This window comes from Pantoea sp. RCC30.1, assembly GCF_058148845.1.
The window spans coordinates 101424-117010 of the sequence record NZ_JBXUHX010000008.1 but is presented as its reverse complement, the minus strand read 5'-3'; the positions used below and the strand labels follow the sequence as shown (position 1 = coordinate 117010).

Genomic DNA, 15587 nt, shown 5'->3' with positions numbered 1-15587 from the left:
CCCGAATGGCGTGATTATAACGGCTCTGGCCGTTAAGTTCAGGCTTAAGGCGCAAAGAATACCATGCCTGACTAAAAACGAAACGGCCCCTGATTAAATCAGGAGCCGTCGGAACGGAGGATTTCACCTGCCAGACGTTTACCCGTTAACGGGTAATCGCATAAACCTCACCATCTTTCGACTGGATCAGCAGCTTATCGCTGGCGACCACCGGCTCGGTCTGGAAGCCTGAGCTATCCAGTTCCTGCTGCGCGACAAAACGACCATCAGTGGTGTTCAGCCAGTGCAGATAACCTTCGCTATCGCCGACCACCAGATAGCCGTTGTAGAGCACCGGTGACGTCAGGTTGCGATGCAGCAGATCGCTCTGACGCCAGATGGCAACACCACCGTCAGCGTTCAGCGCAATCACACGATCGTCCTGATCGACCAGATAGATATGGCCGGCATCAACAATCAGATCCTTCACACCGCCGATTTCGCGCTTCCACAAAATCTGACCTGAACGCAGATCCAGCGCAGACAGATTGCCGTTGTAGGCCAGTGCGTAAACGACGCCGTTAACGATAACCGGTGTGGTATCGACATCGTTAAGACGATCGATCTCAGTGGCACCGCTGACCTGAGAAATACGCTGCTGCCAGATCAGCTGTCCCTGGTTCATCACCACGGCACTGACACGGCCGTTATCGCCGCCGACAATCGCGCCGCCAAAGGCTACAGCCGGAGCAGATTCACCGCGCAGTGACAACGCTGGCATATCCAGGTTGACGCTCCACTTCACCGCACCGCTGCTCTGATCCAGTCCCTGCAACATGCCGTTGCTGGTATGAATCAGCACCAGACCATCGCTGACCACCGGCCGTGACAGCGCTTCACCAGCGACTTTCGTCTGCCAGGCCAGGCTACCATCACTGCTGTTCAGGGCATAAACCTGGCCGCGTTCGCTGCCAACATAAATGCGATCGCCATCCGCCGTCAGGCCGCCTGATAACAGGGCTGAGATGTTTTTCGAGAAGAAGCCGGTTTTCTCAGAGAGATCGACTTTCCATTTTTCTTTACCGTCTGCGGCATCCAGCGCTTTGACAATACCAAAGCGGTCGGCAGCGTAAACCGTATTATCCTGCCAGGCAGGATGCAGATTTGAGTAGAAATCACCGACGCCATCGCCAACTGAGGTGCTCCACACTTTCTGTGGCGTGAACTGATTTTCCACCTTCGGCAACGGGGCCATTTTTACTACATCTTCTTCGCCGCTAAACAGCGAACAACCGCTGAGCAAAGTGACTGAAATCAGTCCCGGCAGCAGGTATTTACGTAATTCCATGCGCTCTCTCTTGACTGGCTTAGCTTAAGTTATTCATCTTCATCTGCATCATTTGCTTCAATGCCGGTGAGGCGTCAGATTCAACCCCTTTACTCCAGGCATCGCGCGCGCCCTGCTTGTCGCCTTTGGTCAGCAGCGCTTCGCCGCGAATATCGGCCACAATGGCTGTCCAGCCATCACCCTTCACACCGTCAAGGGTATTAAGCGCCGCATCCGCTTGATTCTGTTGCAGTTGAATGCGTGCCAGGCGCAGGTTAATGACCGCCTGCAGATTGGCATCTTTGGTATCTTTCAGTCCGTTTTGCAGCAGCGCCGCAGCCTTATCGAGCTGGCCAGCATCAACATACTGCTTAGCCAGATCCATCGCAGCCAGCGCACCATAGGTATTGCTGTTTTCACTGGCAAAACGGTTTACCGCTTCCAGCGTCTCCGGTTTGCCCGCCTGCATGGCGCTGGTCAGTTGCTGATACTGCGCAGAAACTGACTTCGCCGTATCGTCCTGATGACTGCTCCAGTAACGCCAGCCGCCCAGCGCAGCAATGCCGATCACTACGCCAATGGCTAACGCTTTGCCATTGTTGGCAAAAAAGTTGCGCAGCGCGTCGGTCTGCTCGTTCTCATTGCTATACACTTCCACGCAATCCCTCTCCTTTCTATGGTTGGTGCTGTGTCACGCTTACTGTAGCAGCGTGCGCAATACAGCAGCAGCCTCTGCCTGATCCAGCGTTTGCTGCTCGCCACGGCGCAGATCTTTAATCACGACCTGACCGGCTTTGACTTCATCCTCGCCTAACACCAGGGCAACACGAGCGCCCCACTTGTCAGCACGGGCAAATTGCTTCTTGAAGTTGCCGCCGCCAAAGTTGGTCATCAGCCTCAGTTCTGGCGCTTCATCACGCAATTTTTCAGCCAGCTGCATTGCAGCAGACTGCACGCCCTGACCTGAAGCGATAACATAGACATCCACATTGCTCGTCGGTTCAAATTCAGGATTAACCGCCTGAACCAGCAGCACCAGGCGCTCCATGCCCATGGCAAAGCCTACGGCTGGCGTTGCGCGACCACCGAGCTGCTCAACCAGGCCATCGTAGCGACCGCCGCCGCAAACCGTGCCCTGTGAACCCAGGCTATCGGTGACCCACTCAATCACGGTGCGATTGTAGTAATCCAGACCGCGCACCAGACGCTGATTGACCGTGTAGCTGATTCCGGCGTCATCCAGCAGGGCACACAGGCCGCTGAAATGTTCGCGTGATTCCTCATCCAGATAGTCGCCAAGCTGTGGCGCATCATTCAGCAGCTGCTGAACATCGGGATTTTTACTGTCGAGAACGCGCATCGGGTTGCTGTACATGCGGCGTTTGCAATCCTCGTCCAGCACCTCTTTGTGCTGTTCAAGGAAGGCGACCAGCGCGTCGCGGTAATGAGCACGCGCTTCCAGCGAACCAATAGAGTTAAGTTCCAGGCGAACGTGCTCAGAGATACCCAGGGCTTTCCACCAGCGGGCATTCAGCATGATCAGTTCAGCATCAATATCCGGCCCCTGCAGACCAAACACTTCCACGCCAATCTGATAGAACTGACGATAGCGGCCTTTCTGCGGACGCTCATAGCGGAACATCGGTCCCATGTACCACAGACGCTGTTCCTGGTTGTAGAGTAAACCGTGTTCGATACCGGCTCGCACGCAGCCAGCCGTGCCTTCCGGACGCAGCGTCAGGCTTTCACCGTTGCGGTCTTCGAAGGTATACATCTCTTTTTCAACCACGTCGGTGACTTCACCGATGGCGCGTTTAAACAGTGGGGTTTGCTCCACCAGCGGTAAGCGAATTTCGCTGTAACCGTAGCTCGCCAGCGTCTGCTTGAGAACGCCTTCAATCCGTTGCCAGAGGGCAGTATCGGCAGGCAGGTAGTCGTTCATCCCGCGAATCGCCTGAATATTCTTCGCCACGTTAGAATCTCTTAATGCAAAAAAACCTGTCCGGCATCATACCTTATGAGGATGAAACCGCACAGGTTCAGTCAAAAAAGTCACGCACGCAGACCGCGCGCGCCATTATTTTTCCAGATGCTGCACATCAATACGGCGGCTGGCATCCAGCATCGACGCTTTGGCACGAATACGCGCTTCCAGCTGATCGATCATGTCATTGTTGTCGAGACGATCGCGCTGACGCACACCATCTTCGTAGAAACCACTCTTCTTGCTGCCGCCGGTTACGCCCAGCGTAGAGAGGGTCGCTTCACCCGGTCCGTTGACCACACAGCCGATAATGGAGACATCCATCGGGGTGATCAGGTCTTCCAGACGCTGCTCCAGCGCGTTGACCGTACCGATCACGTCAAATTCCTGACGTGAACAGGTTGGACAGGCGATGAAGTTAATACCACGAGAGCGAATGCGCAGTGATTTCAGGATATCGAAACCGACTTTGACTTCTTCAACCGGATCGGCCGCCAGCGAGATGCGCAGCGTATCGCCGATCCCTTCTGACAGCAGCAGACCCAGTCCAATCGCAGATTTCACTGCGCCTGCGCGCGCGCCGCCCGCTTCGGTGATACCGAGGTGCAGAGGCTGTTCGATCTGTTTCGCCAGCAGGCGATAAGATTCAACAGCGAGGAAGACGTCAGAAGCTTTTACGCTGACTTTGAATTGATCGAAGTTAAGACGGTCGAGATGATCGACATGGCGCATGGCAGATTCCAGCAACGCCTGAGGCGTTGGCTCGCCATACTTTTCCTGCAGATCTTTTTCAAGCGAACCGGCGTTCACGCCAATTCGAATCGGAATATTGTTGTCGCGTGCGCAGTCAACCACCATACGGATGCGCTCATTGTTCCCGATATTACCGGGATTGATGCGCAGGCAGTCGACGCCATACTCGGCGACTTTCAGGGCGATGCGGTAGTCAAAATGAATATCTGCAACCAGCGGTACATTCACCTGCTGTTTGATCAGTCTGAATGCTTCTGCGGCATCCATGGTAGGCACCGAGATACGGACGATGTCGACACCGACGCGTTCAAGGGCTCTGATCTGATTTACCGTCGCTTCCACGTCAGTGGTGCGGGTGTTGGTCATCGACTGAACGGCGATTGGAGCGCCGTCACCGACCGGCACCTTGCCGACGTAAATGCGTTTGGATTTACGGCGGATAATGGGTGCTTCGTTATGCATATTATTTCTTCTCCACAATTGCCCGGTACACGATACGCTGTTATTGCGCACCCAACGTCAGGCGAGCAACCTGGTTATTACGGATAAAACGACTTAAATCAACGGGCTGATTCTGATATTGCACCTGAACCGCGGAAGGCGCGCCAATTTTCAGACGATACGGAGGCGTTCCTGCGAGGCTGAGTTTACCACCACTGCGCTGGATGCCGCTGAACAGTTTTTTGCCGGTAGCATCGCTCACTTCCAGCCAGCAGTCAGCGTTAAAGGTCATGACCACCGCGTTAGGGTCAGCAGCCGGTTCACTGACCGCGGCGGCTCCCACTGGCATCTGTGGTGCCGCGCTGGTACTGGAATTCGTGGCTGCAGGTGCAGCCGCTGAGTTCTCTACTGGCGCCTGGCTCGGCGAAACCACGGCATTGCTGGTGTTATCCGGCTGTGCAGTGGTCGCGTTATTGCTGGCGCTGACGGCCGGAGCTGCACTCGCTGGCGCGCTGGTCGTGCTGTTATTGCTGGTGGTGGTATTGCTTTCGTCAGGCGCGGCAGGTGCCGCGCTGTCACCACTGGACTCACCCAGCGGAATCGACTGTCCGTTATCACCGCCGCTGCTACTCTGATCGGTCATCGGCACCAGATCATCCTGCGATGCTTTATGATTCTGCCACCACCAGGCGCCAGTCAGACCCACCACCACAAACACCACCAGCCAGGTGAAAATCATCAGCCAGCCGTCGCGTTTCTTGCGGCGTTTGCCCAGAGAGAAACTTTGCATCGGCTCGATCTTTGAAGAACGAATCGGCGTCTGTTTCGCCATCATCGGCAGCAGTTCCTCTTCAGGAATGTGCACCAGACGCGCGTAAGAGCGAATATATCCGCGCAGGAACGTGGTCGCTAAATCGGCGGGCGATTTGTCTTCTTCGATATCACGCACGGTAGAGAGTTTCAGGCACAGGCGTTCAGCGACGTTCTGCTGCGTCAGCCCCATCTGCTCACGGGCCAGACGCAGACGTTCGCCTGTTGATTGTATTGCAGAGTTTTCTTGAGTGGCTTCAGTATTCATTAGCTACATAACGCTGGTACTGTATCGATTGCGGAAAACGTCGCGCTAACCGGTCGCCATAACGTGAAACGTCAGCGGCATTTCCCTGTAGCGCGGCGAAACGTAAGTGTAACGCCAGACTTCGTGCCGTTTCGGGCAGCAGTTGCTGGTAAACGTCGAGCAAAACCTGCGCTTCAGCCAGATGGTTATCTGCCATCTGCTTTTCAGCTTCCGACAGCAGCGAGTCAGCTTTGCGTCTGTCAGCCTCAGTGGCCTGACGTAACGTCCTGCGTGCAGCAGCAACATCGCCAGCCTGCAGATAACAAAACCCTGCCAGTTCAAGCGCGTCATTGCGTGCATCAAACTGCTGTGCTGCGCCTGCCCGACTAAACTGTTGATGCGCTTCGTCATACTGCCTTAAAGCGCAGAGAAACGCACCGTAATTGTTAGCAACAAAACCATTATCCGGAGCCTGCTGCTGTGCCAGTATAAACCGTGCCTGCGCCGCTGTCTGATTACCCTGCTTCTGCGCCAGTCGTGCCAGCGCAAGCGAGACCCGGTAATCGTCTGGCGCGGCGGCCTGTGCACGCAGAAAGTTTCGCTCAGCCGCGGCATAATCGCCACCCGCCAGGTAGTGCATCCCTAACTGCAGACGCACCTCTTCAGCACCAGGTTGGTGTGGCTGACTGACACACCCGCTTACAACAAACAGCGCCAGTGAAACTGCAGGTAATCCATTACGCATAATCGCTTCCATCCGGTTGACGTTGACAGGCTGCAGCCTGCCATGCGTCATGACTTAAGGAAACGCTCTGTGTCAGCCTTCTAGAGAGGCTTCACAGAGATGGCTTCACCTGCCATTTTGATGCGCATCGTCCGCTTGGTACGGTCAATAACTTCTCCAGCTAACTGACCACAGGCGGCATCAATGTCGTCACCACGGGTTTTACGCACGATAGTGGTAAAACCATAGTCCATCAGGACTTTGGAGAAACGATCGATACGGCTGTTTGAGCTACGGCCATACGGCGCACCCGGGAAGGGGTTCCACGGAATCAGGTTGATTTTACACGGCGTTTCTTTCAGCAATGCGGCAAGTTCATGCGCATCATCAGTGCTGTCATTGACGTGATCCAGCAGGACGTACTCAATGGTCACACGTCCCTGATTGGCGTTGGATTTCGCAATATAGCGTTTCACCGCCGCCAGGAAGGTTTCGATATTGTACTTTTTGTTGATCGGCACGATGTCATCACGCAGCTTGTCGTTTGCTGCATGCAGGGAAATCGCCAGCGCGACGTCTATCATATCGCCCAGTTTATCCAGCGCGGGCACCACACCTGACGTGGACAGGGTCACGCGACGCTTCGACAGACCAAAACCGAAGTCATCCAGCATGATCTCCATTGCCGGGACCACGTTGTTGAGGTTGAGCAGTGGCTCGCCCATGCCCATCATCACTACGTTGGTGATAGGACGCTGGCCGGTGATTTTTGCTGCGCCGACAATTTTCGCCGCACGCCACACCTGACCAATAATTTCTGACACCCGCAGGTTACGGTTAAAGCCCTGCTGTGCGGTCGAACAGAATTTACACTCCAGCGCACAACCCACCTGTGAAGAGACACAGAGCGTGGCGCGGTCCCCTTCCGGGATATAGACCGTTTCCACCAGCTGGTCACCCACGCGAATGGCCCATTTAATGGTGCCGTCGGTGGAGCGCATCTCTTCCGCCACTTCTGGCGCGCGGATTTCCGTCAACTCCATCAGCCGGTTACGCAGCTTTTTGTTGATGTCGGTCATCTGCTCGAAGTCATCGCAGCAGTAGTGATAAATCCACTTCATGACCTGATCGGCGCGGAACGGCTTTTCGCCCAGCGACAGGAAGAATTCGCGCATCTGCTGACGGTTAAGATCCAGCAGGTTTATTTTCTGACTTTTAGGGGAAACGACAATGGGGGATGCGGACGCGGACGTCTCAATCTGTTCGGACATAATATTCTCTGGCCTCGTTGTTACACGTTATGGCGCTGTTCAGGGATAGATGAAAAAATTGCGCCTTCATTAAGCGATGTCAATGAAGGCGCAATATTGTACAACATCTGCGGCCTGATAACAGGCGGGAGTGACCTCCCCTACGCAGATTTTTGTAAAGCCGCTGTAACGTTTATCGCCGGACGATTAACGGGTACGTGGGCAGATTTCGTTTTCGCCGAAGAAATAGGCGATTTCGCGGGCAGCGGATTCAGCAGAATCTGAACCGTGGGTCGCGTTTTCGGTGAAGCTGTCAGCGTAGTCAGCACGCAGTGTGCCAGCCAGTGCGTTTGCCGGGTTAGTCGCACCCATCAGGTCACGGTGACGCTGAACCGCATTTTCACCTTCCAGCACGGAAACAACAACCGGGCCAGAGGTCATGAATTCAACCAGACCATCGAAGAATGGCTTGCCCTGGTGCTCAGCATAAAAACCTTCAGCCTGCTCTTTGCTCAGCTGCAGCATTTTTGCGCCAACAATTTTGAAGCCTGCGCTTTCAAAACGGTTGTAGATAGCACCAATCACATTTTTAGCGACGGCGTTTGGCTTGATGATAGAAAAAGTACGTTCGATTGCCATGATGACCTCTGTCTTGACGTTCTGAAGAAACCGGTGGCGTCCGCCCCGGTTAAGAAACGGCGCCGATTATAGGGGCTGAGTCCGGCATTGCCTATCAGAGATCCCTAATTTGTTGAAAATTCTTGATCTGAGTCTAAGCAGACGCGCAACGGTTATGATTTAGCGCAGAAAAGCGTCAACCCCGGCTAAAAGTGACCGAGATAAGCTGCCCCTCTTCATCCATCACCACTAACTGATACTCTCCCGGATGATTAAGGTGCAGCGACAGACTATCCGCTGCGTTTTGCGTCATCAACGGCTCACCATTCAGGAACCACCAGCGCTGCGCGCCCTGCCCACCCTGCACCGCAACCGGGATCGTCAGTGCGCTATTGCCCGGCAGCGGCTTAACAATTTGCCCCTCAACGATGCCAGTGACGATCAGTGGTGCGCTGCTGCCCTGCTGTAGTGGCGGACAATGGACATCAATGGGCGGTAAGCGCTGCGCCCGACGCTCCTGAGGTGGCAGCCAGGCCTCCAGCGGTAGCGGCCAGACCAGTCGTTCATGACGGGTAGCGCCAGGGCAATCTGCTGCAACCCGCAGTCCCTGCGCATTCTGCCAGTAGCCCAGGCGTAATCCACTGAGGCTCTCCTGCCCCGGCGCCAGCAGGGTTGGCGGCAGCGTATCCGAGGCGACCCAGCTTTGTCGACGCTGGCGACAGTTTTCATCTCCGGCAGGCAGCGGCTGACCACCAGGCCAGCAGAGGGTCGCGACCGTCACCGAGGCCGGTCGCGGATCGACCGGCACGTCACGCCTGCCGAGGCGGCTCATCAGCACGCTGTTAATCTGATTCATGATCGGTACGGCAGAGGCAAAACCAAACTGCCCGGCAACCGGGGTCGCATCCGGTCGCCCGACCCAGACGCCAATCAGATAACGGGGATTGATGCCCACCGACCAGGCATCGCGATAGCCGTAGCTGGTGCCGGTCTTCCAGGCCAGCGGCACCACGTCGGGTACGCTGCCATCGCCGGCAGGTTGCGCTTCACCCGCCAGGATACGCCGGATGATCCACGCCGATTCCTTTGATAGCAGCGGTCGCTGCTGCAAGGGTTGATCGGGCGTCCAGCGCAACGCAGCGGCATTACCGTGACGGGCAAAGGCGCTATAAGCCGCCACAATTTCATCCATGCGCGCCCCGGTACCGCCAAGAATCAACGAAAGATTAGGTTCTGCGCCGGGCGGGAAACGTAAATTCAGACCCACATTGCGCAGACGCGCCGCAACGTTTTTCGGTCCCAGCGCCTCCAGCACCTGCACGGCAGGCAGATTCAGGGATCGCACCAGCGCTTCGCTGGCGCTGACCGGCCCGTGAAAGCCGGTGTCGAAGTTGCCTGGCCTGTAATCGCCAAAGCGACGCGGCACATCCTGCAGCAACGATTCGGCATGAATCAGTCCCTCATCCAGCGCCATGCCGTAAATAAAGGGTTTTAACACCGAGCCTGGCGAGCGCACGCTGGCGATCATATCCACATGCCCAAAACGGCTGTCATCGGTAAAGTCAGCCGAGCCGACGTACCCCCGAACTGCCATGGTGGTGTGATCCACCACCAGCATCGCCAGCGAAGTGCGCGGCGGAAGCTGGTTTTTAACGTTCAGCGCCAGGCTTTCCAGTTCGCGCTGCAGTGAAGGATCGAGCGTGGAGACAATCTTGTCGCTGGCGTTGATCGACAGCAGCCGCCGGGCCAGCAGCGGCGCCATCTGCGGCATCTGTCGTGGCGGCAGCCAGACCGGCTCCTGACGGATTTCCGCCACCTGTTCAGCGGACCAGATACGATATTCCGTCAGCCGATCCAGCACTTTATTGCGTGCGGCTTCCGCCCGCTCCGGCCAGCGATCGGGCCGCAGTCGGCTGGGTGCCTGCGGCAAAACGGCAAGCAGCGCTGCCTCGCCCGGCGTCAGCTGCGACGGGGCTTTTCCCAGCCAGCTCCAGCTTGCTGCGCCCACCCCTTCAAGCGTGCCGCCAAAGGGCGCACGGTTAAGGTAGAGCGTCAGGATGTCACGTTTGGAAAGATGCCACTCCAGCTGCAGCGCTCGCCACGCCTGAATCAGTTTGCCCCGCAGCGTGCGGGGTTGCGGGTCGATAAGGCGAGCCACCTGCATGGTCAGGGTGCTGCCGCCGGAAATGACGCTCTGATGGCGCAAATCCTGCCAGGCTGCACGCACGAGAGCCAGAGGATTGATGCCGGGGTGATACCAGAACCAGCGATCTTCGTAGGTCAGAAGCGCCTGCAGATAGGCCGGAGCCACCTCCTCAGGCGTGACGGGATAGCGCCAGATACCCTTGCTGTCAGCAAAGCGCCACAGCGGCGTTCCGTCGCTGGCCACAATCACCCGCGCAGGCTGCACCTGTTTAAGCGGCAGCGGGAACAGGCGATCCAGTCCCCACGTCGCCAGCCATAAAGCCAGAAAAAAAAGCGGCAGCGCGAGCCACCGCTTTTTAATGGTGCTGATCTTTACCACGCCCTGCGTCACTTACTGGATATGCAGCAGCGGCGGCGTACTGCCGGTAGCACGCCACTCCGGCACATACATTGATTCCACCTGCGGCGGCGGCATCAGGTAGCGACCCGGCGTGACCGCCCGCGCCAGATAGACCAGCGTTGCGGGACGATAAGTATCTACCGCCAGCGCCGCGACAAAGCGATCGTCACGGAACTCAATGTGCCTGATGTCAGCCTGTTGCATGTCACCCATGCTTTCCTTCAGCGCATCCGCACTGTCACCGAGGCTGGCGCTGCTGTCGGCCAGATTCTGGTTTTCCAGCTCCAGACCGGCAGGCAGCAGATCCACCACCAGCGCATCGCTGATACTGCGTTTCGAGGAAACGGTCAGACGGACCACCAGCAACTCACCGCTGCGCAGATTATTAAGATCGGCGGCTTTGCCATCCAAAGTGAAGTATTCACGTTTTATGCCGAGCACATTGCTCTCAGGCTGAGGCGCGGCCAGCGGATAACCGGTGACGTACAGACGACCATACAGCGGCGCACTGCCCGGATTACGGATGGCTAAGCCCTGCAACAGTCGCTCAGCCCCCAACCCTTTATTCAGCGGTGCATCGCCTTGCAGAGGCTGTGGATTGCCCGAAAGCAGCGCCTGCCAGCTTCCGCCCTGCGCACGTTGCAGGGTATGAGCAGCCAGATAAAGCGCGTTATTTTCCTGGGTCGAGAACCAGCGTTTGCCCCTGACCTCTTTGGACAGCGACAGCAGCAGGCTATTCTGCAAATCAGGCTGCAGCTTATTCTCGGTTAACAGGGCAATCATCATTCCCTCATCGCGCACCGTGCTGCCATAGTCGCCGTACCACTCTTTGTCTGAACGCGTCAGCGTGGCACCCTGCATGATCGCAAGCGATGTGCGCTGCCCGTCACCCATCATCTTCAGCGCAACACCCAGCTGCATAAGCGCCAGGCCAGAGCGGGCTTTCTCACGTTTTTCATACAATGCACGCAGTGCACCCAGTGGCGCGCGCTGCTGACGCGCCAGCACCAGTCCGGCGTAAGCCTGCACGCTGAACTGCAGCGCGGCATTGTCGTCACTGCCGCCGCCGCTAATCTGCGTTGGATCCTGCAGGTAGCGCAGTAGCCGTGCGTTAGCGCGCTCAACCACATTATCCGGCAGTGCATAGCCCGCCTCACTGGCACGCAGCAGGAAGTCCGTCACGTATGGCGTCAGCCAGAACTCCTCTTCACTCTGTTTATCCCACAGTCCAAAGCTGCCGTTGGCTCGCTGCATGCCTGCCAGACGGGCGATGCCGGTATCGACGGCTGCCCGACGCGCTTCATCGCTGCTGGTTTTAATGCCCATGGCGGTCAGCTCAGCATGGCTGGTATAGAGCGAAGGCCAGAGCCCGCTGGTAGTCTGTTCCAGACAGCCGTAGGGATAGGCGTAAAGCGCACTGATATAGCTGGCGATGTTCAGCGGCGGGCGATTGCTCAGCGTCAGCTGTCCACTCAGAGTCTGCGCATCCAGGCCCGTCAGGGAAGCTGCCGCGACCTGCCAGGGCTGATCGGGATTGATGACAGCATCAAAGTTCAGCGTCAGGGCAGGATAAGGTGGCCTGACGCCGATTTTCCACTGCTGTTTGCTGGGCTTAACCTGCTCACCCGGCAGGTTAAGACCGGAAATCTGCACCGCAATCTCGCCATCACCAAAGCCGGTTTTCGCCGTGACCGGAATCTGCAGTGTGGTGCGTGCACCTTTGGCCAGCGTCACACTCTGGCTGGCAGCCCCGGCCAGATCCACTAAGCCACTACTGCTCAGATCCACGTTCAGGGTTTGCGGCAGATCGGTCAGGTTAGTGAGATCCAGCGCTAGTGAGGCTGTATCACCGCTGGCAAGGAAGCGCGGGGTGGCCAGTTCGCTGATCAGCGGCGCCGCGACCACCAGTTTGCGCTCTGCCGCGCCGAAGCTGTCATCGCTCCATGCCTGGGTCATCAGCCGCAGCTCACCGTTAAAGGCCGGGATCGGCAGCGTAATCGATCCGTTGCCCTCTTTATCCAGTGTCACCGCCTGTAACTGCTGCGCCACGATATTGACGTGCGTCACCGGCTTTTTACCGCCGCGCGTCATCGATTCATCCTCGCCATCACCACCAAAACGCAGCGCCGCGAGCCGGCCACCGCCTTCGATCAGCTGGCCAAAGACGTCGTACTGATCGACGTTGTAGCGTTTACGGCCAAAGAACGCCTGCCACGGATCGGGGGTTTTATAATCCGTCACGCTCAGAACGCCGCTGTCCACTGCTGACAGCAGTACATTCACTTTTTCAGGCAGCGGGCCGCCGTCACGACTGGCGTGGACTTTTACCGTCAGGCGTTGCTCAGGACGGGTTTTATCGGGCGCATCCAGCGTCAGATTTAAGCGGCGCGCCTCCGTCGCCATCGGCAGATGCAACAGCCCCACCGCGCGTTTTGGCGTTGCGCCACTGACCTTATCGCCGTCACGCACCACGATGGCGCTGAAGTAGAGATCGTGACGCTGCCAGCTCTCAGCAACAGGGACATCCACCGTTGTGCCGCCCTTTGGTACGGTCAGTGGCTGCCACCAGAGCGTGCCGCTGCTCGACTCCACCATCAGGTAACCTTTACCGGCTGCCGGTGACTCAACCTGCAGATGCACGGTATCGCCCGGCTGGTAAGCGGCTTTGTCCAGCTTCAGTCTGACCTGATCCGGGCGCAATGCGCCCGTGCCGTTGGTATTGTCCTGCCAGTCATAACCGGCCTGGAACCGCACGCTGCTGACGATCTTCTCGCCCGCCTGCACTTCCAGCCGGTAGTGGCCCCACTCGACCGGGAAGCTGACTTTGGTGCTGCCGTCAGCCGGGACAGAGATGGCGCGTTCATCTTCCTGCAGATCCTTATCGCCATACTGCGACTGCCAGCCTTCGCTGTCAGAGAAGCTCCAGTAGTAATCACGGCGTTCACGGATCAGACGCACATCCAGTTTGTCTGCCGCCAGTTTTTTGCCCTGACTATTGGCATAGACAATGTCGAATTCGGCCAGGCTCTCTTCCGGCACGGTAGGCTCGTCGTGATAGCTGTCACTGCGGTAGTCATAAACGGCCTTGTTACCGAACAGCGGCCGGATACCCGGCAGGGCTTCAGCGGGCCAGATGGCCTGGGTAGCGCGACGGGTGACCGGTCGACCGCCGGTCTCCAGCAGGCTGGCCTGCAGGATCAGGTTGAGCGGAGAATGCAGCTGATCCCACTGACTCTCTACCGAGATCTGCGCTTTACCGCTGGTATCGAGCTTGAGGTCCACCTCATCCAGCGTGCGTTTTAATCCCTCTTCGGTGATGTCACCAAACTGGTAGCCCGGCAGTGAAGCCACCGCTTCGCGTGCCGGTCGCAGATAGAGTTGCCCTTGTAGCGTATTACCCGCCGCGGGTGCGCCATAGAGGTAGCGCCCCTCAATACCGAACTCAACGCTGGCATCAGCAGGCTGCGGCTGAGGATCGTTTTTCAGGGTTAATGCCATGCGTTCCGGCAGAAAATCTTCGACGTGAAACTTCCATTCGCGCTTGAGGTTATCGCCGGTATTGAGTCGCAGCATCCAGTCGCCGGTCATGGCGGACTCTGGCAGTGCCAGTCGCTGCTGGTAAAGTCCAGATTCAGGCTGCCAGACAAAGGTTCGCATCACCTGGCCATCGGGCTGCACCAGTTCCGCTTTTATCGGCTGGACGGGCAACGGGTGTCCGTCGGCATCACGAAGCAGCGCATTGACGATAACGATTTCGCCTGGACGATAGATATCGCGCGGCCCAAAGACAAACAGCTGTTTGTCATAGCCCTGCGGTCCGGCAACCGGAAACTCAGCGAGATCCAGCGCCGGACGCGCCAGGTCGATCATTGAGGTCTGTTCACCCTGCACGGCCAGCAGGATCTTGCCTTTTTCATCCGCCCTGAGACGCAGATGACCGGTGTTGTCAGTGGTCCCGCTCTGCAGCACCTGCCCTTTCGCATCCAGCAACCTGACGCTGACGCCGGAAAGTGGCTGGCCATTTGCCAGGCTCTGGGCGAACAGTTCGAACTGCGTCGGGAAGCGATGCAAAGAGAGGCCAATGTCACTCAGGGTGAAAAGCGTGGCGGGCTGGCTGTAGCGATAAGTTCCGGCCTGCTTCATCACCGCCAGATAGACGCCCGGCTCCTGCAGAGCGGTAATGTCACTCATCGGAAGCTGCAATTTTTCGCGGGTGTTACGCGCCGGGTTAAGCTCAAAGCGACCGGAATAGACCAGCTGGCTGCTTTTCAGCAGATCCTGTGACTGCCAGCTGGAGAGGTTGTTGCCGTAATTCCACTGCGAGAGAAATTCTGCAAGACCGGCATTCTTTACCCGGAAGAAATCGACATCGACCTGGTCAACATTCAGCGCCAGCACCGGCAGTCCCTGCGTGATACGCAGCGGCAGCAGTGAGCCGCGACTGGCAAACCCCACCATCGGCTGGATATCACTGGTGGCAATTTTCTGGCTGTAATCGTCGGCGAGCGTCTCACCGCTGGCCGCGCGCAGTCCCGCATCCACTGTGACGGTGAAGTGACGCGATGGTTCAGGATGACGGAAGCGCAACGTTTTGCGGTTAGCGGATAGCTCCCAGCCGCCATCCACCCGGCCCTGTTTATCGTCGGTCAGCCTGACTTTTTGCGCGATATCCTGTTTGTCATCCAGCGGCTGACTGAAGCTTAAGACCAGCGCAGCGGCACCATCGATCTGCAGTTCCGAGAGATCGATAATCGTCAGCGGTTTGCTGACCTGAGCGGTTGCGGGTGCCTCTGCCGCATGGAGAGGCAGAACAGGTAACAGGGCCGCTGAGAGCAGCGAGCCCCCGATCAGCATACTGAGCAGCAGCCGGGTAGTGCGTTTCTTCATGGTAGTTCCTTCACCGGGACGC

The 15587-nt window shown here is 57.4% G+C and carries 10 protein-coding genes; all 10 read right to left on the bottom strand.

What is annotated here, in order from left to right; genetic code table 11:
* Positions 1-145 precede the first annotated feature (145 nt).
* Positions 146-1327 (bottom strand): outer membrane protein assembly factor BamB, encoded by a 1182-nt coding sequence (gene bamB, locus AC2LB6_RS09665; protein WP_090958677.1) that lies wholly within the window; start codon positions 1325-1327, stop codon positions 146-148.
* Between the two features lie 19 nt (positions 1328-1346).
* Complete coding sequence (locus tag AC2LB6_RS09660; RefSeq protein ID WP_490093328.1) at positions 1347-1964, bottom strand: YfgM family protein; 618 nt, start codon at positions 1962-1964, stop codon at positions 1347-1349.
* Positions 1965-2003: 39 nt separating this feature from the next.
* On the bottom strand, positions 2004-3278 hold the full coding sequence (gene hisS / locus AC2LB6_RS09655) for a histidine--tRNA ligase (protein ID WP_490093327.1): 1275 nt from the start codon (positions 3276-3278) through the stop codon (positions 2004-2006).
* A gap of 105 nt (positions 3279-3383) precedes the next feature.
* A complete protein-coding gene (ispG, locus tag AC2LB6_RS09650; protein ID WP_090958667.1) occupies positions 3384-4505 on the bottom strand; it encodes a flavodoxin-dependent (E)-4-hydroxy-3-methylbut-2-enyl-diphosphate synthase in 1122 nt (373 codons plus the stop codon).
* Between the two features lie 40 nt (positions 4506-4545).
* Entirely contained in the window at positions 4546-5562 is a 1017-nt protein-coding gene (gene rodZ, locus AC2LB6_RS09645; RefSeq protein WP_490093326.1) for a cytoskeleton protein RodZ, read from the bottom strand.
* Positions 5552-6286 carry a type IV pilus biogenesis/stability protein PilW gene (gene pilW / locus AC2LB6_RS09640; RefSeq protein ID WP_490093325.1) on the bottom strand — a complete coding sequence of 245 codons (735 nt, stop codon included), beginning with the start codon at positions 6284-6286 and terminating at the stop codon, positions 5552-5554. Before pilW ends, rodZ begins: the two co-directional genes overlap by 11 nt.
* An 80-nt stretch (positions 6287-6366) precedes the next feature.
* Entirely contained in the window at positions 6367-7536 is a 1170-nt protein-coding gene (gene rlmN, locus AC2LB6_RS09635) for a dual-specificity RNA methyltransferase RlmN (protein ID WP_003848686.1), read from the bottom strand.
* Between the two features lie 186 nt (positions 7537-7722).
* Positions 7723-8154 (bottom strand): nucleoside-diphosphate kinase, encoded by a 432-nt coding sequence (gene ndk, locus AC2LB6_RS09630; RefSeq protein WP_003848684.1) that lies wholly within the window; start codon positions 8152-8154, stop codon positions 7723-7725.
* A 175-nt stretch (positions 8155-8329) separates the two neighbouring features.
* On the bottom strand, positions 8330-10669 hold the full coding sequence (pbpC, locus tag AC2LB6_RS09625; RefSeq protein ID WP_490093324.1) for a peptidoglycan glycosyltransferase PbpC: 2340 nt from the start codon (positions 10667-10669) through the stop codon (positions 8330-8332).
* The gene (locus AC2LB6_RS09620; protein WP_490093323.1) at positions 10670-15565 is read right to left on the bottom strand and encodes an alpha-2-macroglobulin family protein; all 4896 of its coding nucleotides are present in this window, start codon (positions 15563-15565) and stop codon (positions 10670-10672) included. It lies immediately after the preceding gene.
* Between the last annotated feature and the right edge of the window lie 22 nt (positions 15566-15587).